The organism is Gilliamella sp. Occ4-3, from assembly GCF_001690675.1.
GTDB lineage: Bacteria > Pseudomonadota > Gammaproteobacteria > Enterobacterales > Orbaceae > Gilliamella > Gilliamella bombi.
The window spans coordinates 1-23,554 of sequence record NZ_LZHR01000100.1; the positions used below are offsets into that span (position 1 = coordinate 1).

Annotated in this window: 16 protein-coding genes and 1 pseudogene; 12 read left to right on the top strand and 5 right to left on the bottom strand. The window is 33.3% G+C overall.

Translation table 11 applies throughout. The features are described from left to right. The first annotated feature begins 218 nt into the window (after positions 1-218). A complete protein-coding gene (locus A9G44_RS09900; protein WP_143426378.1) occupies positions 219-1,652 on the top strand; it encodes a hypothetical protein in 1,434 nt (477 codons plus the stop codon). A 102-nt stretch (positions 1,653-1,754) separates the two neighbouring features. On the opposite strand, the gene A9G44_RS09905 is transcribed toward A9G44_RS09900, so the two are convergent. Then, entirely contained in the window at positions 1,755-3,347 is a 1,593-nt protein-coding gene (locus A9G44_RS09905) for an ABC-F family ATPase (protein ID WP_034910532.1), read from the bottom strand. A 548-nt stretch (positions 3,348-3,895) separates the two neighbouring features. On the opposite strand from A9G44_RS09905, the gene A9G44_RS09910 reads away from it, so the two are divergent. The 9 genes and pseudogenes from A9G44_RS09910 to A9G44_RS09940 all read left to right on the top strand — a co-directional run bounded on the left by A9G44_RS09910 (position 3,896) and on the right by A9G44_RS09940 (position 13,133). Next, positions 3,896-4,825, top strand: coding sequence for a hypothetical protein (locus A9G44_RS09910; RefSeq protein ID WP_065610775.1), 930 nt, complete (start codon positions 3,896-3,898; stop codon positions 4,823-4,825). Beyond that, entirely contained in the window at positions 4,807-8,520 is a 3,714-nt protein-coding gene (locus tag A9G44_RS09915; RefSeq protein WP_143426379.1) for a T6SS effector BTH_I2691 family protein, read from the top strand. The genes A9G44_RS09910 and A9G44_RS09915 overlap by 19 nt, the downstream gene beginning before the upstream one ends. 19 nt (positions 8,521-8,539) lie before the next feature. Continuing rightward, the gene (locus A9G44_RS09920; RefSeq protein ID WP_065610780.1) at positions 8,540-9,412 is read left to right on the top strand and encodes a DUF6708 domain-containing protein; all 873 of its coding nucleotides are present in this window, start codon (positions 8,540-8,542) and stop codon (positions 9,410-9,412) included. A gap of 37 nt (positions 9,413-9,449) precedes the next feature. Next, entirely contained in the window at positions 9,450-10,325 is an 876-nt protein-coding gene (locus tag A9G44_RS09925; protein ID WP_065610782.1) for a DUF6708 domain-containing protein, read from the top strand. Between the two features lie 229 nt (positions 10,326-10,554). Beyond that, a pseudogene (locus tag A9G44_RS14120) lies at positions 10,555-10,641 on the top strand (riboflavin synthase); the annotation flags it as partial. A gap of 101 nt (positions 10,642-10,742) precedes the next feature. Further along, positions 10,743-10,946: a hypothetical protein gene (locus A9G44_RS13340; RefSeq protein WP_143426380.1), complete on the top strand. Its 204-nt coding sequence runs from the start codon at positions 10,743-10,745 to the stop codon at positions 10,944-10,946. Further along, the gene (locus A9G44_RS09930; protein ID WP_143426381.1) at positions 10,922-11,296 is read left to right on the top strand and encodes a YbhB/YbcL family Raf kinase inhibitor-like protein; all 375 of its coding nucleotides are present in this window, start codon (positions 10,922-10,924) and stop codon (positions 11,294-11,296) included. Before A9G44_RS13340 ends, A9G44_RS09930 begins: the two co-directional genes overlap by 25 nt. Before the next feature lie 25 nt (positions 11,297-11,321). Continuing rightward, the gene (locus tag A9G44_RS09935) at positions 11,322-12,104 is read left to right on the top strand and encodes an AraC family transcriptional regulator (RefSeq protein WP_065610784.1); all 783 of its coding nucleotides are present in this window, start codon (positions 11,322-11,324) and stop codon (positions 12,102-12,104) included. A gap of 171 nt (positions 12,105-12,275) precedes the next feature. Beyond that, on the top strand, positions 12,276-13,133 hold the full coding sequence (locus A9G44_RS09940) for a carboxylate/amino acid/amine transporter (RefSeq protein ID WP_065610786.1): 858 nt from the start codon (positions 12,276-12,278) through the stop codon (positions 13,131-13,133). Between the two features lie 13 nt (positions 13,134-13,146). Here the strand turns inward: A9G44_RS09940 and A9G44_RS09945 are convergent, their stop codons facing one another. Both A9G44_RS09945 and yaaA read right to left on the bottom strand, forming a co-directional pair. Further along, positions 13,147-14,100, bottom strand: a complete 954-nt coding sequence (locus A9G44_RS09945) for an AEC family transporter (protein ID WP_065610788.1) — start codon at positions 14,098-14,100, stop codon at positions 13,147-13,149. A gap of 10 nt (positions 14,101-14,110) precedes the next feature. Further along, complete coding sequence (yaaA, locus tag A9G44_RS09950) at positions 14,111-14,884, bottom strand: peroxide stress protein YaaA (RefSeq protein ID WP_065610790.1); 774 nt, start codon at positions 14,882-14,884, stop codon at positions 14,111-14,113. 73 nt (positions 14,885-14,957) lie between these two features. Here yaaA and A9G44_RS09955 point away from each other — a divergent pair, with 73 nt between their 5' ends. Beyond that, positions 14,958-15,185, top strand: a complete 228-nt coding sequence (locus A9G44_RS09955) for a YccJ family protein (RefSeq protein WP_034910542.1) — start codon at positions 14,958-14,960, stop codon at positions 15,183-15,185. Positions 15,186-15,191: 6 nt separating this feature from the next. After that, entirely contained in the window at positions 15,192-16,109 is a 918-nt protein-coding gene (rnz, locus tag A9G44_RS09960; protein ID WP_065610792.1) for a ribonuclease Z, read from the top strand. Between the two features lie 57 nt (positions 16,110-16,166). Here the strand turns inward: rnz and argE are convergent, their stop codons facing one another. Continuing rightward, complete coding sequence (gene argE / locus A9G44_RS09965) at positions 16,167-17,330, bottom strand: acetylornithine deacetylase (RefSeq protein WP_143426382.1); 1,164 nt, start codon at positions 17,328-17,330, stop codon at positions 16,167-16,169. Between the two features lie 239 nt (positions 17,331-17,569). Further along, complete coding sequence (locus tag A9G44_RS09970) at positions 17,570-23,548, bottom strand: alpha-2-macroglobulin family protein (RefSeq protein WP_218837583.1); 5,979 nt, start codon at positions 23,546-23,548, stop codon at positions 17,570-17,572. Positions 23,549-23,554 lie beyond the last annotated feature (6 nt).

Here is a 23,554-nt window from a genome sequence, read left to right on the forward strand (position 1 = left end):
CACAACACAACACAACACAACACAACACAACACAACACAACACAACACAACACAACACAACACAACACAACACAACACAACACAACACAACATTAATTTGTTCTTTGTATAACAAAATATTATCAAGTAAATTCCTCGAAAATTCATTCTTTGTTTATAAAAATTGCCATAAATACATTATTTATTATCTTAGATTGATAAAAATACGAAAAATTGGGATGATAAATTTCATCTTTTTTATCTTTATGACATTGTTAACTATTACTAATAGTTATGCTGCTTTATCTGCAAAGACAATAAAAACAATTGAAGGTTCAGCCCCTTATATAAAATTAAATGGCTCTGCTATTAATGAACTGGCTGATTTATTGAGTTTTCAAAAACCTGATAGTTCCTCTAATTATGTAGTAATTTATCCATCGATAAATAAAGTAATTTATGCGCATAATGGGGACAAATTTAATCAATTTATTACAAAAGTTGTTGCTGATGGACAACCAAAACGTTTATCAAATATTGTGGGAGTAAGTTATGGTGATGATGATGGCGATTTCGCTCATTCAACTATGGGAATAACAGGTACATTAACTGCTACTTGGCGTTATCGACAGTCAGATGGTACGATAAGAACGTTATCTGCTGATGAATTAAAAAACAAATTAGATTCATGCCAAAGCCCATATCAATTGACGATTAGCGCTAATAGTGTTAAAGCGCAATCTCAATATGGCATACCATTTGAACATGCTTATGGTAGTCTTAGTAAAACGTATACAATAAAAGTTGATGATTTCAAAGTTTGCTATATAAAACCTGCTAGTTTACAAATTTATGATGCTTCTGGCGTTAACAAAAATACTTGTACTAATACAACAAATTGCAAATTTATTGGTGGTTATAATCCTAGAGTTTTCTTCCCTAATGAAGGTTTTTCGGCTTTGGCTCCTACTAAATTCCCCACAACGGCTTTTGATCAAGCAAAATTTACTTTAAGAATGAGTAATGAACAAAGTGATTATATTTATACATCAAGTAATCCGAATTTAGTCTCAATAGGTAATGTAGCGGGAAGTGAAGGTGTTGTTACCTTTAATTCATCCGTTCATCCCAATTTACCTTTTAATGTAATTTTAACAGCAAGGACAAAACCCAATACAATAAGGCCTTCAAAAACGTTTATTTATTCTTTTACCATTAAAAAATGGATACGAGCACTTCCGCCAACACAATATAAAACAGAGAAGCATTTAGATACTGGAAATGGTATTTTCCCTGCAGCTAATGCTTGTGCTGGACGTGATTTAGGGATGATTAGTGCAGAAGAAGCGGCAAGTTATTTTTATTCACCAATGGAACTCAGCAATGCTCCAAGTGCAGCAACAGCTGTAACCGGGAATGGAACTGGATCATTTCCTGAATGGTATCATAATCGAGAAGCAAGATTATCGCGAGATATTGACGGCACATTTTACGGAGAATGGGGGAATTTATATAAAGGTTATCCTAAGAATGGTTTTGATTTATCTCAAGGATGTACTTGGAGTAGTCAGGCGTATACAAATGGACTTATATTTGGCATTGATATCCAAAATGGTTATGTTGGTTATAATTTGCTTAAATATGATGGATGCACTCCTGTTTGTCGAAAATAGCATCAAAAAAAAGATACTTTAGCATTGCATAAAACAATAAAAATTATTAATACACAGAAAATAGCCACATTATTATTAGTGGCTATTTTTATTAATAACTGATTATTCAATCCCTTGGCTACGCAAATAATCCTCATAATTACCTGTATAATCAATGACTTTTTCAGGTGTAATTTCAACAATGCGTGTTGCCAACGAACTAACAAATTCACGATCGTGTGAAACAAAAAATAGCGTGCCTTGATAAAGCTCTAATGCCATATTGAGTGATTCAATGGATTCCATATCTAAATGGTTAGTAGGCTCGTCCATAACAATAATGTTAGGACGTTGCATCATCAATTTACCAAATAACATACGTCCTTTTTCACCACCAGATAGGACTTTAACTTGCTTTTTAATATCATCTTGTGAAAATAACAATCGACCTAAAATACTACGTACGGCTTGCTCGTCATCGGTTGGTTGCTTCCATTGACTCATCCAGTCAAATACAGTTAAGTCGCCTTCAAATTCGTATTCGTGATCTTGTGCATAATAACCAATATTGGCATTTTCAGACCATTTTATATCGCCTTGTTCGGGAGTAAGCTCTCCCATCAGTGTTTTTATTAATGTCGTTTTACCAATACCGTTAGTCCCTAAAATAGCGACTTTTTCGCCCACTTCGACCATTAGGTTTAAGTTTTTAAATAGTGGACCATTATCAAAACCTTTGGTCAGGTTTTCAACAACAAGCGCATTGCGGAATAGTTTTTTATCTTGCTCAAAACGAATAAATGGATTTTGACGACTAGAGGCCTTGACTTCTTCGAGTTTTATTTTTTCAATTTGTTTTGCGCGCGAAGTTGCTTGTTTTGATTTAGACGCATTGGCACTAAATCGACTAACAAAAGATTGTAGTTCACTAATTTGTGCTTTCTTTTTGGCATTGTCAGCTAATAAACGCTCTCTCGCTTGCGTTGATGCTGTCATATAATCATCATAGTTACCAGGGTAGATGCGAAGCTCACCGTAATCCATGTCTGCCATATGGGTACAGACCATATTTAAAAAATGGCGGTCATGCGAAATAATAATCATGGTGCTTTCGCGTTGATTTAAGGTGTCTTCAAGCCAACGGATAGTATCGATATCCAAGTTATTGGTCGGTTCGTCAAGCAATAAAATATCGGGATTTGAGAATAAGGCTTGGGCTAATAATACTCGTAATTTCCAGCCTGGTGCGATTTCGCTCATTAATCCATAATGTTGCTCAATTGGAATACCAACACCTAATAATAATTCACCCGCACGAGCTTCGGCGCTATAACCATCCATTTCGGCGTATTGGGTTTCTAAATCAGCAACTTTAAAGCCGTCTTCTTCGCTCATTTCGGGAAGTGAATAAATGCGATCACGTTCTTGCTTAATCTGCCATAATTCGGTATGCCCCATAATTACGGTATCAAGCACGGTAAACTCTTCAAAAGCAAATTGGTCTTGGCGTAACTTACCTAATCGTTCATGAGGATCTAAAGCAACATTGCCAGAGGTTGGCACTAAATCACCACCAATAATCTTCATAAAAGTTGATTTACCGCTACCATTGGCACCAATTAAACCATAACGATTACCATTACCAAATTTAACTGAGATATTTTCAAATAATGGCTTACTGCCAAATTGCATTGTGATGTTATTTGTACTTAACACTAGAATTTACTCTCTTTAACATGCGTTTCACTCATATAAGTAATAATTAGCCTTTGAGTGAAGTCGCGGAAATATGAATTGGCGCATATTATGCCATAATTAATCATTTTTGAGGATCTTTCATTTGTTACAGGTGTTTTATGGTAGTGATTTTAATTTGCTAACTACTTATTAACCAATTTGAGTTGAAATTTTGACAAAAAAATAAGAGAATAGCCCCCCGAAATTAGTAAAACTTAAATTAGTTTAAATAGTTAGTGAATGGATAGGTGTAATTAGTTATTTGTCAGTTATTTTTTATTTAGCACCACATCATTAGTTAGGGGCAGTTTTCTTTTTATAATAGGTTAAATTATTTATATAGCTTGGTTTACCTATTAACAGAAATTGATAATTGCTTACGAACAGCGGTAATTCTATTATTCAACATAATTATATATATCATAAATTAAATATATAAATTTCGAAAACAATAAGTCTGTGCTGTATTAAAACTTAACTACTAGACAGTGCAATATGCAAAACAAAATGGTAAGGATAGAAATAGTATGAAATACCACTTAGATAATTTTGTTAAATTAATGAATGACTCCAAAAAGAATCGTTATTTGCTAGTTGATAAATTAAGACCATTACTGGATTATAATTTAATATCTGTTGACAATATTCTTGAATTCTTTTTCGCTAAACAAGCCGATAAAAATGCCAAAAAGGAGCGGATTGTTCCCATTTTAAGGCCAGATTTGAGTCATGATACCGATCATTGTCCGCATCTGATATTAATTGCAGATCAAAACGAATCGATAAACCCTGAACTATTGGCACTTTCTCTTAAAGAGGCTAGTAGTGAATTATTTATGGATAAGCGCTATATATGCGCTTGGCTTATAAGTGATTTACCGCTAACACAATTAGCTGAAGAATTAGTCACCATAGGAGAAAATTTGGCTAAAGAAGCACTGACAATAAATAGTCGATTTTTTCCTTATTACGAACCTTTTCGTATGCAATTATTACATGAAAGTAACCTGATTTATCAACAATGGTTACCTAGGCAGTTAAAAGGTATTGCACAATATTGTTATCTTAATTTAAGCCGTAAAATTAAAATTATCCAAAAACCCGAACCAAACGAAATCTTAGGTTTTTCACAAATAAGTGACCGTACGGTTTCGTATCAACAATATGCTAAACAAATTTTTCTTTGCTTTAAAACTTTAATCGAAAATAAACAGATCAAAACACCTGACGATAGACAACTTATTATGGTGGCTGATAAATGGTTAGATAGCATAAGAACAGGTATAGCCGATTTAGAAGATCAGTTTGCATTTGTCATCAACAGCTTGTTTTATAATATTGATTTAATGAATCAAGCACAAACGCAACAGGCTGTACTTAATGCAATTGAAAATCCAGGCACATTAAAACAAAACTTATCAGTACTGAGAAAATCGCAATGGGGGCAAGTAAAATAATGGAAGAACAATCAAAACAACAAGAAGAACAAGTTTTACATAATCACGAAACCGATATAATTAAAGACGCCGAGGATGTTAACGAAAAAATAGCAGAACTTGTTTCGCTTAGTAAAGAAAACTGTCGGCTTTGCGGGCGTGATGGCTATCCCATTTATCTACTCAGAAAGGCAGTAATTAGAAAAAAAGCATGGGGCGTAGATTGGTCTAAAAATGTGCCTAAGGGCGTAGCAAAACAACCATCTCAAGCATTACAAAAATATGAATATGTACTGCGTAATGTAAGGCAAGGTTACATCTATGTATTAGTTGAAAGCATAGAAGGCAAAAAAGAGTTTATTGGTTATGAAGTTACTCCTGAAGGCGTGTTTAGACATAGACCAGTTGAAAATATGGTAGTTAATAAATGTGATTCTATGGCGCAATCTTGTACTAAAAAAAATCACCATATACCAGCTTCGTTTATTACCATTAATAATTATTTATACAAAAAGGCGTGGATTGCCTATAGTAAGCAGCCTTGGTCAAAAAAAGTTCGAGAACAATATCGCACAGGTAAAGCCGATTTAAGTCGTTTTACCTTTGTTGATCTGAGTGTCGAAGCAACTCGAACGTTATCTAAAGATCAAATAAGTGCGGAAAATTTATTTAAAACGGCTGTTGATTATAATCGTAGAAAAGATAACTATACAGAGCTTCCCCCAGATTCGGCACCGTTACAACCAGAGCTAGTATTTGAAGATCTAACAATCACAGGATTTTACAGTTTACATCATTTTCAAAGCCGTAAAAAATCCGATTGGGGCTATTATCAATATATATGTAAAATGGAATCTGAACTTCGTTGTCAAATACCAGTGGTAGTGGTTGAGGATAATTTTGGTATTGTTGAAGAGCTTAACTATCAACGTGAAGTCAACAATAATTTTACGGGTGATAGAAATTTAATCCATAAAAAAGACAAAAACACAGGGATCCCCTATGTGTTTAGTTTAATTCATACTGATGAATTTGAATATAAAAATGCAATACTTAACACCATCGACGCTTACGAAAAATCACTAGATAAATTTTATAAAGAGCGTTCATCGGGATATATTCGCCATACAATCGATGAGTCAGGAAGCACCGTTAACCATTTGACTCGTAGCGAAATTGATATCTGTAGTAATCACCTTTTAACAGATTATGGTACCTGTGAATTTATTCCTGAAAATAAATCCGCCGAGGAAAATTTTGCAAAAAATTGGAACAAATTAAAAAAACAGCTTGATACTAATAAAATTGAAACTTTTCGAAAAGATAGGCGAGACTATCAAAGTATGTTAAAAAGCCGTTTATTAGACTATTCCAAAGATTATGCCTATTATGCGCGTTGGCTATTTGGTAAAGCAGGCAAAAACTCAAAGTTATCACAAACCGTTATTAGTGAACGTAATAAAAACCATTTTTGGGAAGTGGAATTTGATTATCAACTTAAAGCCTTTCATAAGTTATACCTTGATGATGCACATATTATGTTATCCAGTCACATTCCACCAACTGATGATGTCAAAGCCTTATATGACGAACTGTGCTCTGACGAAAACAGCTATTACTATCGAGTGATAGCGGGTGATAATAAGCAATTGTTTCTAGAAACCGACAGTGATCCTTCATCAACAACCGAACCCCCAAAAACAGATGGTTCCATGTCAGAAGATGATTCGTCAGATGATGAGTTTAACAAAGCGATGGTTGATAGTGTCAATGCAATATTTGGTGCAGAAGTCAGTACTTCGGATGGGGATATTCTTCTTGGTTATTTAATCCGTAATCATATTTTATCGTTGGCAACTGATATTAGCAAAGGTATAGCAACCGAATACCGTAATGGCAAAGTTCTACTTAACCAAACGTTAATATCAGAGCGTTTAAAACTTTTAGCCGAAAAAATAGCAAATGGTAAAGTGACACAAACAACCTTAAATATTCGCATGACCGATATTGCCGAAGTATTTAACCGAATTGGCGAAATTTCGGCAACAGGTGGCGTCAATTTCAAAACCAATTTAAAAACCGCACAAGGTGATAACTTATATTTTAACAAATCAGATTCTAAATTTTACATTATGGATGTAAACGGTAAATCCCGAAGCTTTACCCGTGAAGAATACGAAACAATAAGACAAAAAACCGTGTCACTTGAAATAGCCATGGTGACCGAAAATCCTCGAGTAACCCCAAAATTATTGGAAGAATTTGAAAAATTAGCCAATGAAGAGGTTTTATCAATTCAAAAATTTCGACAATTTGCCAATCGCGTGCCCAAAGAAGTTGAAATTTCGGTAATGGCAAATGGCGACGACTTACAACAATCGCTATTAAAAGAATTAGAAGAATCGAAAAAAATATATCATGTTCAAACTGAAAACCAAAAAATTGTTGTCAGCGGTTTAGCAAAATGCTTTTTAAATGTGGTAATGATTCATTTTACGCTAAATGCATTTAAAAATAATCTGGAAGAAATTAAAACCGAGACCGATCCAATACAAAAAGCCTTTCTGCTTTATGATTTAACCTCGAGTTTAATCGCTATCGCAGGTATGGCGGCCGAAGTTGGCGGGCATATTATCAAAATGGCAACAGGTATGACCGCACTTAAGATGACTAACTTTTTAACACGTCATCCTTATGGCGAAAGCCGACTAACACCACCAAAATTGAAACTCGCTTATGGCATGAAGCAAGTTTTTAATGTCACAAACAAATTTCTCAATTTTGTCGATAAAGGGCTTGGTATATTAGCAATAGCAGACGGCGCGATAGAGATTTTAAAAGGTGGTAATTTAATTCTTAATGAAAAAGAAATTGTAGCAGGGATACTAAAATTAACAGGTGGTTTTGTTATAATGGTTGGTGCAGCAATGACATTAAAATTGATGACTTTAACGCTTCCAGTAGCGATGGTACCAGTAGTGGGGGTTATTGTTACTGTTGCAGGTGTTATTATTATTTATATTTCCACATTATTTGAGCGTAGTAAGCTAGAACGCTGGTTTGCCCGTTGTGGCTTTGGTATTGATAATGGGCGCTACCCAATGACAATCGCTGGATGCAAACAAGCGATAAATGATTTTTCGGTGTTGATATCAGGCCTCTCACCGCAATTGCGCTTTGCACAGCCCGATAAAAATCAAGAAATTTTACTAGCTGAATTTATATATCGCTCGCTTTACCTTGATATGACCATTCATGACTTCGATATGGAAAACGATAAATTAGCATTTATCGTCACTATTATGGATAAAAGAAACCCAGACTTAAAGGTGAAAATACAACTTAACCATAATAATATAAGTAAAATGCTGGAACCGAAACTCCTTGAAGATAGTTTGAATAAACAATTATATGGTCGTCCCTATATTATATTCACCCACGATAAAGGTAGAATGTTTAAATATCAATCAGAAGAGGTTGAAAACGATAATAGTGATTACACATTAAAACCAGTAAAAGGTACTAAAACCAATCTGGTTATTCGCTTTAAGCTAGCCGAGGTAAATCATAAAGCCATTACATCATTACTCTATACCGTTGAACTTAACTATAAAAAACCCGATATCATAAATGGCGACCAAATAGAAGAGTCACAACCGCTTCATCAATTTTATGAATTTGACGGTTATGGGATCATGGTTTTAAACCATAAATAGATTATAAAGGAACAAAAATATGCCATCACGCTATCAACCGCAAATAGTAAACTGGAATCAAGACCTTAGTAAAACTAGTGGTTTGGGAATTATCAGCGAAGCAAACTATATAGCTTGTGCCAATGATAATTATCTTGAAATTTATCGTTATAGAAAAATTTTTGCATTAACCATAGCAATTATTTTTTTATTTTTTATGGATATCTTTGTTATTTTTTTATTGTTTTATCTTTTGTTTTCCAAAAATATTGTATGGAGTGCTGTTTTTATATGTTTTTTACTGATAATAGTAGTGAATATTATTACTTATCACATTTTATTTAATTTCCTTTTTGCCTATTTTGCCCCCTTTAGCAATCCTATTCGCTTTAATCGCAAAACAGGTAAAGTGTATCTTTACGAAGCTGTGGTAATGAAATGGATGTTTAAGAACTTGATACCTTTTAGTGCATTTAAGGATGTAAAAAAATATCAAATTAAAGTCTATGATTGGGCAGACTTTCATGCGGTATTGCAACGTTCATCAGGAGCCTTTGCTAGTGGCGGTACAATTGAACACCATACATTGTATGGTGTAGCTTGTAAGCCAAACAGTCACGAACTGATTGAGTATATCTATATTGGTGAAACCAACCAATTTGCTTATGCTTGGAACTGGATCAGCCATTTTATGGAGTATGGAACGGACAGGCCATTAAATAAAGCGGGTTTAAGATATATAGATTACAGTCGAGACGATGCCAAAAGTTTTATGGATGTTGAACCACGCATTAAAGTCACCTCAAGGCAAATTGAAGGGTTAGACAGAGCCTCGAAAGCCGGTTCAAAAGAAGAGCTAGCCCAAATTGAACAAGAATACCAACTGAGTGGTACTGTCTATCCTGTTTATTAATAAAGTAAATAAAAATAAGCAAATAAGGAACAAAAATATGCCATCACGCTATCAACCGCAGCTATCAGGCTGGAGTAAAGACCTTAGTAAAACCAGTGGGTTAGGCATTATCAGCGAAGCAAATTATATAGCTTGTGCTAATGATAACTATCTGGAAATTTATCGTTATAGAAAAATTATTGGAGTAAGTTTTATATTGATTTTAATGGTTCTTGCTGATTTTATGCTTATTTTTATTTTTTTTGACATTTTATTTGTAAAAAGAACTTTATGGGTAATGGGGGGGGGAGTATTTTGTATAATTATAACAATAAGTGTCATTATTTATCACACTCTATTCAATTTTCTTTTTGCCTATTTTGCCCCCTTTAGCAATCCTATTCGCTTTAATCGCAAAACAGGTAAAGTGTATCTTTATGAAGCAGTGGCAATAAAATGGATGACGACATTTTGGTTGCCATTTAGTGCATTCAAGGATTTAAAAAAATATCAAATTAAAGTCTATGATTGGGCCGACTTTCATGCAGTATTACAAGGCTCAACAGTCGTCAATCCTAAAGGTGGTAGCTTTGAAGATTATACATTATATGGTGTAGCTTGTAAGCCAAACAGTCATGAACTGATTGAATATGTCTATATTGGTAAAACCAACCGATTATTTACTTATGCTTGGGATTGGATCAGCCATTTTATGGAGTATGGAACAGACAGGCCACTAAATAAAGCGGGTTTAAAATATATAGATTACAGTCGAGACGATGCCAAAAGTTTTATGGATGTTGAACCACGCATTAAAGTCACCTCAAGGCAGATTGAAGGATTAGACAAAGCCTCGAAAGCCGGTTCAAAAGAAGAGCTAGCCCAAATTGAACAAGAATACCAACTGAGCGGTACTGTCTATCCTGTTTATTAATAATGAAGTGTAGGATTTATTAGCATTGTTTACGATAATTTGAGAAACATACTGTAATGGATATACATAAAAAACAAAACTAACGCCTTATCACAGACAAGAGATATGGCGTTTATATCATAAAGAAAAATAACTGTTACTGATTTGGCTAAAAGCTTTATGGTCATTCGCCAACCATTTAACATATTAAAGAAAGCCCGATTGAAGCTTTTGTCTTTTTAACAAGTAAGTAGGAGACAAAGCCAACATTGAAATTGACTCACAAACTCAAGCCATTGTTGATACGGTTGAATGCGTATTAGCCGCAAGAGAATGATAATATTAATCGAATTTGTGTCAGATTTAAGCTAATTTGTGCTGATTATAGATTGAAAATTCCTTATGATGGCTTTTATTTAATAGTTAAAAGAGGCTAACATGCGTATTTTGTACAAAGCGAAAGCCATTATTTATAGTACATTATTATTGAGCACAAGTTGCAGTAATGCGGCACAATTACAATTAACTAGCACTGATCTTGTCGATAGCGGGTTTACTGCTCGGTTTATATCCAATCAATTTGGTTGCCAAGGCGAAAATATATCTCCGCAAATTTCATGGAAAATCTACCCAAAACGATAAAAAGTTTAGTATTAACTATGTATGATCCTGATGCACCAACAGGTTCTGGTTGGTGGCATTGGGTGATTGTTAATATTCCTGTACAAACACCGTTTATTAAACAATCAGCAGGAAATAATCCTAATTTATTACCTAAAGGAAGTAGGTTAGTACGTAATGATTTTGGCGTGATAAATTACGGTGGTCCGTGTCCTCCGCTAAATTCGACCCATCGATATCAATTTACACTTTATGCACTAGACATTGATCACATTGAGGTTGATGAACAAACCACACTAGCTCTAATTGGTTTTATTGCTAATTCGCATCAAATAGCGAAGGCAGATATGATTTACTCCTACTTACGTTGATATTGGTTAATAGGCTATTAGGATTATGGATTTTGCTTCAATTGGTCGAGTGACTTATATAACACAACGTTGTAATCAAACTCTAAAACAGATTCAAAGCAATGATCCAATGATTGTCTATGTCATAAATGGCGAAAAACAGATTGAATGTGAGGGCAAATATTTTAAAGTAAAAACAGGTCAATTAGTCCTGATTCCAGCAGGTAATTTAATGAATATAAATAATTTTTATATTGATGATAAGGATTATCAAGCCATCTGTTATTCTTGGCATGCACAGTTAATAGACCAATTTGCTTTATTTCATCTTTATCAGAGTAGTCAAATTCTTAAAAAAATCAAAGTTGAAACAATATTACCTGAAACTTTTATTACTCGATTGATACAGATTAAAACAGAATTATTTACACATAATCAATGCAATTCTAATCTTGTTAAACATTTATTTATTGAATTATTAATCAGATTATCTGCATTTGGTGTGTATTTTCCCCTGAATAATAACCCGAAAATTAGCCAAAAAATTCGCGAAATTATTAACCAGCAGCCAGACAAAAAGTGGCAGGCAGCAGAAATTGCTGAACAATTTGCTATGAGCGAATCAACTTTACGGCGACATCTTGCTTTAGAAGGATATAATTTATCCAAAATTATTTTAGATATAAGAATGAATTTTGGTTTAATGCTGTTACAAACTACCCAAAAAACGATCTTACAAATTGCCCAAGAAGTGGGATATGAATCAGGCTCTCGTTTTGCTTTCTACTTTCTTCACTCCACCGTGTTTAAAATTGCACTTCATGTTTGAATCCAGGCATGTTCATTACCGTGGTTTCTCAGACTATTGTATATAGCGCTAGCAATTCCTAAAGATTGTCAATTATTTTATCATAGTAATCAATTTTTATGATATAAAGTTTACAAGTGTTAAGCCAATTGATACGATGCGTCTCTATTATTTTCTTTATATCCATCAATTATGCTTTATCTTATTTTTGTAACAATTATTTGGTCGTTTTCGTTTAGTTTTATTGGTGTTTATATCAGTGGACAGGTTGATACTTGGTTTGCTGTGGTTATGCGTGTTGTGTTAGCATTTATTACCTTTTTACCTTTTTTACACTTTAGAAATATTAAGCCTAAAACCATGTTTCTTTTAATGGGGGTTGGGGCTTGTCAATTAGGGGTTATGTACTTTTTTTATTATAATTCCTTCCAATATATTTCGGTACCTGAAGTGCTGTTGTTTACCATTTTTACACCTATTTATGTCACGGTTATTTATGATTTACTGCAACGTCATCCATTACGATTGAGTTACCTTTTTACGGCAATAATAGCTGTTATTGGTGCCGCTATTATTCGTTATGATCATATTAGTACAAACTTTATTATTGGTTTTTTATTAATTCAAGGGGCTAATATTGTTTTTGCCTTAGGTCAAGTAGGGTATAAAAGGATTATGGAGGTTTATCCAATGCCCCAACATCAAGCTTTTGCTTGGGTTTATTTTGGAGCAGTGATTGTTGCCAGCTTTGGCTGGCTGCTGTTTGGTGATGCATCAAAATTACCAACAACTAATTTGCAATGGGGAATTATTATTTGGCTTGGAATAGTGGCTTCTGGTGTATGTTACTTTTTATGGAATTTTGGCGCGACAAAAGTTGATTCGGGCACTTTGGCTATTATGAATAATGTGGTTATCCCAACAGGGATTTTAGTGAATGTGGTTATTTGGCATCAATCATTAGACTGGTTACGCTTTATATTAGGTAGTGTAGTTATTGTGTTGGCACTATTGCTACACTACAAAGTTAAAAATCGATCATTGAGTTAAGCACAATAAGCAGTTAAGGTAAATGTGTCATAATCGATAAAATTAACGGCGTTGTAATAGAAGACAGCGCCGTTGATATTAGTAAGCTTGAAGCAATAGGTCCTTGTAAAACTTCAAACTGTCTTGCCATCATATAACAATTTATTGCAATTGAAACCGAACTAAGTAATACCACTACCTGTAATTCCAAAGTTGGTAAACCTAATAGTTTACCCATAATGTAAGTAACAATTGGCAATGCAGCTAATTTTAAAATACAGATAGAGGTCGTAATAAGTAATTTGTCGCGAATTTTATATTCAGCCAGTCCCATACCTAGCACAATTAATGAGAGTGGTGCAGTCATATCGCTGACCATTTTTGTTGACTGATTGATAAATTTGGGCATAGGTAATCCAATATAATTTACGACAATCCCAGTGAAAATACCTATAATAATAGGATTTTTTGATACGTTTTTTAATGCTTTGATAAAGCTCCGTCCAGAAAATTTACCCATTTGAACAAATTCAATTGATACGGTAGCAAGTGTCCATAAAATTAGAGCGTTAAATATAACAATAATGGCTACAATGGGGATTGCTTTCTCGCCAAGTAGCATTTTGATGATGGGAATGCCAACAAAGACGGTATTAGTATAGATACCACCCATAGCAAAAAGTGTACTTTCTGAACCTGTTAATTTAAATAATTTTGATGCAACCAAACAACCAAACGCAAAGACGATAAATGATCCACCAAAAAAGACAAATAACACTTTTATATCGATTTGCGACTGTTCAGAAAAATGACTCATAATCTGAAACAGCATTATGGGGAATGCAATATAAAAAGTAAATTTAGTTAAGCTGTCGGTTACTGTTTTTTGCCAACGACCAATTTTAACAGCTAAATATCCTAATAAAATTAAGATAAATAAAGGCAAAGTAGATAAAAACTGTGCCCATAATGTAGTAAGAAATTCCATTATTATTATTTTATTGATGATTGCGTATAAAGTACCATTCTAAGTCAGTTGATCGTTTCGAATCAAATTGATAGCCTTCTAGATTAAAACTTTTAATATCGTCACTCTTTTCAATGCAATTTTTTATAATGTATCGGCTCATTAGTCCGCGTGCTTTTTTTGCATAAAAACTGATAACTTTATAGGTATCTTTACTTTGATCTAAAAAAATAGGCTGAATTATAGTTGCATTTAATTGTTTTGGTTTGATCGCTTTGAAATATTCGTTTGAGGCTAAATTGATTAATGTGCGATGTGATGTTTTGGCTAGTTCACTATTAAGGTGTTGAGTTAATTTATCGCCCCAAAATTGATAAAGATTAGTGTTACTACCATTTTTTAAGCGGATCCCCATTTCTAACCGATAAGGTTGAATTAGGTCAAGTGGTCTTAAAATACCATAAAGCCCTGATAATATTCTTAAATGGGATTGTGCAAACTTTAGATTTTTGTCAGTAAAATCTTCAACATGTAATCCTTCATAAACATCACCTTTAAAAGCAAGTATAGCTTGTCTTGCATTTTCAAGATTAAAATCACTATGCCAATCTTTAAATCGCTCATAATTAAGTTCGGCTAATTTTTTGCTAATAGACATTAAGTTAGCTAAATTTTCAATACTTAGTTTTTTGCAATCTTGAATAAGTCTTTTAGTTGAGTCAATAAATTGAGGAAGTGTGTAATTTTGGGTTAATAATGGAGATTGGTAATCCAAAGTTTTCGCCGGAGAAATAATTGTTATCATACGTATTTAGCCTATTGTGTTTTGCAGTAAATAGGTTTATTTTACCTCTAATTCAACTCAAAGGAGTAGCAAAATGAACATCGATAAAAAAGAAATACATGATATTAAATCTTGGGCTTCTGTTCGTGAAACCTCGATTGAAATTGCTGAGGCTATTTTTGAGCTAGCTAACCATGATGAAAAACTTGCCGAACAAATTTGGTCAGAAGGTAGTGATGAAGTGTTGAAAATTGCGTTTTCTAAAACCAAAGCGGATAAGTTGTTCTGGGGTGAACAGACTATTGAACGTAAAAATGTTTAAATCTTTATGAATTTGACTTTTTTAGGGACAAGTGCTGGTTCCCCAACATTACAACGTAATGTGAGCAGTATTTTATTGGATCTTAGGCAAGAGCGGGGTAAGTTCTGGCTTTTTGATTGTGGTGAGGCAACTCAGATGCAAATGCAAAAAGCCAAGTTTAGTCTTGCTAAACTTGAGATCATTTTTTTAACACATCTACATGGCGATCATCTGTTTGGACTACCAGGTGTTTTAACTTCCCGTTCCTTGATGCAGAATCAATCTCCTCTAACATTGATCGCTCCGAAAGGAATTAAAATCCTTATCGAAACTGTCATTGAAATTAGTTATTCTTGGTTAACCTATCCTCTTAACATCATTGAGCTTGAAGAGAATTGTACCGTTTTTGAAGATAATCAGTTTCAAGTAGAAGCAAAATTATTACAACATCGTGTACCGTGTTTTGGTTATCGTATTATCGAAAAAGATCTACCTGCTCAGCTTAATATCGATAAATTAAAGCAAGATAATATTCAGGCTGGTCCTTTTTATAACGATCTTAAAAATGGTAAAACAATTACACTTGATGATGGGCGAATAATTAATGGTACAGATTACTTAGGTCAAATTAAAAAAGGCCGAAAGTTAGCAATTTTAGGTGATACTATTCCTTGCCAAACCTCAATTGATCTTGCTAATGATGTTGATTTGCTTGTTCATGAAGCAACCCAAGAACATGCTTTAGTTGATAAGGCTATTGAACGTGGTCATTCCACCACTGTACATGCGGCAACGATTGCCAAACAAGCTAATGCCAAAAGACTTATAATGACTCATATAAGCCCAAGATATAATTTGAATAACAATAAAAAGTTAGTTAATGAAGCAAAAAGTGTTTTTGCAAATACTGAAATCGCTACCGATTTTGCAACTTTTTCCATTTAGTTAGATTTATTTTATAAAATTTCGCCGATGTTATTTTATCGGCGAATAAAAAACAGATTAAAGACAAAAATCCTTAATTAGTTGTTCTATTGCTATTTTAGTTGGTTTTAAAAAGTCCATTGAAATAAACTCATCGGGCTGGTGTGCTTGTTCAATTGAACCAGGTCCTAATACAATCGTTGGTGAAATTTGGTTTAGGTAGGGGGCTTCTGTGCTGTAGTTGACTGTCTGCGCACTATGACCGACTAATTTTTCAATGTGTTGTAATGCTGGATGATCTTTTTTACACTCATAGCCCGGAATTGGGGCAACTTCGTATTCTATAGCAATTCGATTTGGATATTTATCCATAACTGGTTGCAGTGCTTCACAAAGTGCATGATAAAGTGAATCAACATCGTTATCGGGCAATACACGAATATCAATCACTAGCTCACAACAACCGCAAATACGGTTGGCCGCATCCCCCCCGTGAATAACACCTAAATTTAAAGTAGGGTAAGGAACGCTAAACCCGTCATTATGATATTGTTCTTTAAATTTTTGTTTTAGAACTAACAAGCGTTCAATGACTAAATTCATCACTTCGATAGCATTAATACCTTTATCGGGATCGCTAGAATGCCCTGATTTACCAATTACTTTAATGGAATTAGAGATAAATCCTTTATGTGCTCTGATGGGGATTAACGATGTTGGTTCGCCAATAATAGTACAGTCGGGTTGTAATTTAGTATTCTTCGCAAAAAATGCGGCACCAGCCATTGAAGTTTCTTCATCGGCGGTGGCAAGGATATAAATGGGTTTAGTTAACTTTTTAAGATCAATATCACGCAGCGCATCTAAAATAAAGGCAAAAAAGCCTTTCATATCAGCGGTGCCAAGTCCATATAACTTATTATTTTCTTCCGTTAATTTAAAGGGATCTTTACTCCATTGCCCATCATCAAACGGAACAGTGTCACTGTGTCCACTTAGCAATAAACCACCTTGGGTTTTATTTTCGGTATTTGAATAAGTAGCTAACATATTATATTTATGACGAGTATTAGGAACAGGTTGGATATCAATAGCAAAACCTAAATCTTCAAACCAACTGGCTAACTTGTCGATGAGTGGTTTGTTAGAATAATCTAATTTCTTGTTAGTAACGTTACTAATTGTTGGTATTGAAATTAGTTCGTTATATATTGTTAAAAAAGACGGTAGGGCCATAAAAATTACCTTTAAATGTTAAACGAAAATATATTATTTTATAATGCTATAAGCATAGCATTTACCTTTTCACTTGCCTATCAATAACCTTATTGTTTCATTTTCTGTTTTATATTAAGCATAAAATTAATTTAATCGTTTGAATATTAAAAGCAAGGTTTAGAATATGTTTTTTATTATTATCGTTATCTTTGATAAAAACGGGCTATAAGCCCGTTTCAGTGATTGATTAACTGTAAAAACAACTATTGTTGTGGGATGATTCTTATCTTTTGCCCACCTTTTGATACCGCTTGAATATCACGATCATACATTGCTTCACCAAATGCAGGTGGAATGCTATAGATTCCTACATTAGTTGCTTTTATTTGATAGGTGAATTCTTGTATTTTATTATTATAAGTTGAACCATAAATAATAACACGATCTTCACGTACATCTGTATATTCAGGATACCAAGTATATTTTCCTGTTTTTATACTAATTGGTGAAACCCAACCATAATTTTCATCATAATCATTTTCTTCATAGTCATCATATTCTTCATTATCTTGAATATATTCGTCATAATCTTTTTCTTGAGAATTTATTGGTTGTTGTACTACTTCAAAACCACCTGGTAGTAAATCAACAATGGCAATATTAGTTGCACCTTCATCTGCTAGTGCTCGGATTCTAACTGTTACGTTAATTTTATCGCCAAGTTTGACTTGTTCAACAGGTTTGCCATCAAGATCAGTAAATTCACGATATACTTCAAGCCCCCGTTTAATTGGCTCTTTAGGGATATCTTTGTCATAACCTTGTTCAGACAGCATATACCAAACAGGTAAGCTTGATTTATTAGTTATGCTTAATTGTGCATCTTGATCATTAAACTTGCCTTTAGCTAAAATTCCACTTAAATTTGCAATAATTCTTTGTTTTTCTGCATCTTTTGATATTGCATTAATTTCAAGAGTATCTTTAGATAAATTTGATTGTTCAATGCTCTGCGAATAACTACTTAAAGCCAATATTGTCATTGCTGCCGATTGAGTAGTATATTTTTGTTTATTTAGCATGATAACCATATTTTCTAATGCTTGTGCAGGAATATCTTTTGCTTTTTCAGGAAAATGTTTGCTAATTAAATAGATTTTTACTGCATTAACGACCAGTGGATCATAATAGTTGTTTAGCCACCAAGCACGATCATATGCAGCTTCTAATTGTTGCCAAACAGGTTTGATTAATTTATTTGCTTCTTTATCCATCTTTAACATTTTATATGATGAAGCTAAATACATTGCTGTTATATCTTTTTTCCATGAATCATCTTTTCGATTAAGATTGCTAATGGTAGAGGCTAAATAGCTTGTTGTAACTTGATTTTGCCTTGTTAATAAATAGATAGCATAAGCACGTACTCTTAAACCATAAGTACTAGTATCACTAGATTCAGCAATTGTTTGCAAATATTTATTAGCATTATCAAGCATTTTTTGGGGAACTTGATAACCCATTTCTTTTGCTTCAAGCATAAAGTTTACTGCATATAATGTAATAAATGGATCAACATTATAAGTTGAGTACCATAAACCAATTGCACCTTCACTATTTTGGCGAGATTGCAGCACTTGGAATAATTCTGATAATGGAGCTATTCCTTCTTTTGAGGCCAGATCAAATTCCTTATATTTACTAGCGATCAAAATAGGAATCGCGCGACTAACAATCTGTTCAGAGCAATAATGAGGGTAATCCTGTAAATAGGTACTTAGTCCCTTACTTAATACAAATGGTGAATAAGACGCAGCTGCTTCACGTTTACTTAAGTTACTATACATGTCTCTAAAATCAGTAAACGTTTGGTTATGATCTGCCATTATTCCCATTCTTGTGATTATTCTGTATTCAGTTAATGGCCGTATTGAAAGGCTAATATCACGAGTAATTGTTATATCATTATAGTTGGCGGAAAAGTGAAGATCGCCATTACCAAGCTGATCTGTTGCTTTAAAGTTAAATTTTAAAACCCCATCTTTGCCATTAGCCAATTCGATGGTTTTTTTATTATCACTCGTGATTGATAGATTAGGAGTGGTTGAAACTTTAACATTAATAGGAATTACTTTATCACCAATATTTTCAATAAGATTAGTTACGTTTAGGGAAACTTCAAACTCATCATTTGGTGCAGCAAAATATGGGACATTAGGTTGTAAAACAATATCATTATGTACTTTTGTTGACATTTGAGTATGTCCCATTGTTTTGTCACCAACTGATACTGCCATGATACGAATTTTGCCATTAAAATAATCAGGCACTTTATATTCAATGGTTTTATCGCCATCGACATCGATAATACCTGACCAATAAGCTACTGGTTCATCTATTTTCCGTTTAAATGGATTTAAATGATTTGATAAGACATCATCATTATCACCATCACCACCAGGTGCTGAAGTTGTTATTAAATGTCGAAATTCTGGCAATATAAGATCTAAAATTTGCGAAGTTCTTACAGATAGTGCTTTTTTTCGTAAGAAGCTATTTAATGGATCTTTCAGTTTATAATTTGAGACTTGCAAAATTCCTTCGTCTACGGCAAATACAACTGCTTTTTGTGGCGTATTTGTGTGTATTGTAATTGGTAGCGTATCTCCTGGTTTTATTAGTGATGGTGCTTGTAATACGATTTTATCGTTAAATTGATCATTTGAAATTTTGAAAGGTATAACACCGTAACTAAGTGGACTCATAAAAATTTCATCTGAATTTGGATCACGAATAAATTGGACATTAATATAACCATTACCACCAATGTCTTTTGGTAGGGTTATTTTTTGTATTGAGCTTGTTGTATCTGTGTGGAACCACTTCCAAGCATACACTTTGTCGCGCTCAATAGTAATAATACCACTACCTACATAAGGAGCTGTGATTGAGACTTCTATTTCATCACCCGGATTATATTGTGCGTCTTTAATTTTTAATGAAAGCTCCGCATTACGGTCTAAATTACGAGTAACATTCGCTTTACCTACAATAGAGTATTTACCTTGGTAAAGTAATTCGTCATCATTATTTTTGATTTGAATAATATAATTACCAGGATTTTTACTATCTAATTGATATCTAGTTTTATCTTGATTAATCTTAAATGGTTGTTCAGATAGAACCGATTCTTTACGGCGTGATTCATATTTATAAACTCCTGAAGATTGTCTAACTAATACCGATAGATATTTTTCTTCAATTAAAACAAGTTTTAGATCAGATAACTCTATTTTTTCTAAAGTCGGATTTATCGCTATAAAATCAATATGACGAACTGAATCCCTGTTAATATATCTTAAATTGCCATCCGCTTTAGCTCCGACTAAATAATCATTTGGTGAAATAAAGGTGCTTGCAGTTGTCGCAACGCTTCGTCCACTATCAGGCTCAAAAACATCAGTTAACATTCTTAGCGTGTAGTTTCCTTCAAAGCTTTGTATATTGTCATTGAGATTGAGTTTTACTATACCGTTTTCATCTGTTGTTTTTTCATCTAATTCAACTTTAAAACTATTTCTTTCACCAGAAATATTTTGGTAGAAATAGTAATCTTCATATTTTTTGAAATAAGGTGTTGATGGTTCAAGAATTAATGTATTTGTGACTCGACGATTAGTTGCATCAGTACCGATTAGGTTTTTGGCTTTAATCTCAGCTTGGATATTTTCAGGTTTTAACCAACCATCTTTTATTTCTGGCAACAACTTAAGAGAAACAGCAGTTTTATCTGGTTCAAATTCACGAACTACAACCGAACTTGAGCCTAATAGGATTCGCGATTCTTCATCATCATTTTTTAAATATAAATTAATATACCAATCACCAGTAGGGGATTCATAGTTAGTTTTATAGCTAAGTTCATTAAAACCTGATTTATTTAATACAATCGATTTTTTGAGTGCTAGATTGGATTTTGGATCGTAAATTTCTGCTTCTACGGTGATACCCTCTAAGGAATTAGTCCATTTTTGAGCTCTAACTATGGTACCTATATGGAATGTGTCGCCAGGGCGATAAACACCTCGATCTGAAAAGATGTGAGATCGTAACGCCCCACCATCAAGGGTTTCACGAATGCCACCAATATCAAAACGAGATAGATTTAAATTTCTTTCATAACTTTTGATTGGTAAAAATGATAGGTCACGGTCTTTTTCAACAACATATAAAAGAGGCTTGATGCCTTGATAATATTCAGACAATGGCGCAAAACGAACATGACCATTATCATCTGTAGTTTTAGACGTAATAGTAATCCCATTCATGCCTAGAACTGAAACTTTAGCACCGCTAATGGGTTCGCCTGAACTTATTGATTGAATAAAGAGATCATTGGATTGATCAAGTGACTTTTTGGCGATAATTCCTAAATCAGTAACGACAATAAAGCGTGAAGCCATGAACTCATATTTAGTACCTTTTTTATCTTTTCCATAAAGTCTTAACAAAAAGACACCACGATTCTTATTACCATTTGTGTTAGCAGTTAAGTAACGAGTTAAATCGACATTTGTGTATTTAACTTCTTCAGGAGCACCTGTAACGTCTTTAGTTATGCTATATTTTTCAACAAAATGATCATTATCTAATTCGCCAAAATTCATATCGTTAAATTCATAGCTTTCATTAAATGCTACTAAATGTTGAAGCTGTGAAGGGATAACGCGATCTATTTCTAACTTCATCTGCTCTATATTGCGCGATACTATAGGTAGTTTTTTCTCGCCAGATAAAGATAATAAAGAACCTGATGCGGCAAAATCAAGATAAGTTGGGTAACTAGGAACTGTTAATATTGTCTGATAATCTTGTTTTAAAAAATACCCCTCTTGAGAAGATAAAGGTTGATTAACTTCAATATATAACTCAGAGTTTTGCTCTGTATTAAATTCAAAACTAATTTGGTTTTGATAAGCAAGCTCACTATCAATTGGATTTATCGATAGAGGCGTTGCTTTTTTAAGTATTTCTGGTGTTACGTTGAGTTTTGTTTCATAACTACTAGAATATCTGTTGTAATATCGTTCCTTATATGGCTTTTCTGGATTTTTAGGTAGTTTCCAGACTTTAACTGACTTCGATAAATCTTCAGATTTAACCGCATGACTTAATGATAAAACTAATATTTGTTGTATCTTTTCATTACTTTTTTCAACTAATGTAAGCTCAGATTTAGTAATGTTTAGATGATATTTATCAGGTACATTTACTGTATTATATATATTTAAATTTAGTGAATTTCCTCCTAACGTTGAAGTAACGTTATTATTAATTGTTATTTTTAAATAACCTTCTTTATCAAGTAATGGAATTTGTACACTTTTTACGTAGGCAATTTTGTCGTTATCGCTATAAGTAACAGTAAATCCTATCTTTTTCAGAAATGTATAATTTTCATAAAGCGATAAAATAATATTTTCTTCAAAACTTTTTCTATCAACAGGATGACTAAATTGAATTGTATTTATAATATTCCTCATATAGGGTTCGGTAGGATTTATATAAACTTCTCCATAATTTTTGAAATCATACTTGAAGCTAGGAGTAGTAAAGGTAAATGTTTTATTAGTTCTTATTAGTTCACAATTTTCAACGAATAATTTTGAGGGATCTAATACTACAGTATAATTAGTTCCAAGTGGCCATGTTTTATCTTTTGGCATGAACTTTATTGTTGAACCATCCGACCATGTCCATTTGCCTTCAATTTTTGGTAAAATGTTAACACCTTCGGTTATTTCGCCTTTACCGATTAGATCTAATGGTGCTGGTGAATGGCTAGGGCCAGTAAATTTGATCGATAATATATCATTACTTGTATCTGGTGAATGTAAATAAGTTCCATAACGATTTATCGTTATAGGAGCAGGTTCAATCGGTTTTGGGCGGTTTAAATACCAATGATAGGCATAATTTCCTGAAAAATAAGCAATAAATCCTAAAATAATACTTGCGCTAATTATAGTTTTTATTTTTTTTAATACAGAACCTGTCGCATAGTAAAATCTTTTTGCATCAGGTAACCAACTTGGTGTTGACCATTTAATATCGCCAATAATTGGGCTAAATAGCCAAAAAATTCCTTTTATTAAAATAAATAAAAAAATAAGAAAGGTACTAATTATTTCCCAAGCCTTTTGCAGTATATTAAAAGGTAACAGCAAAATAAATTTGAACAACTCCAT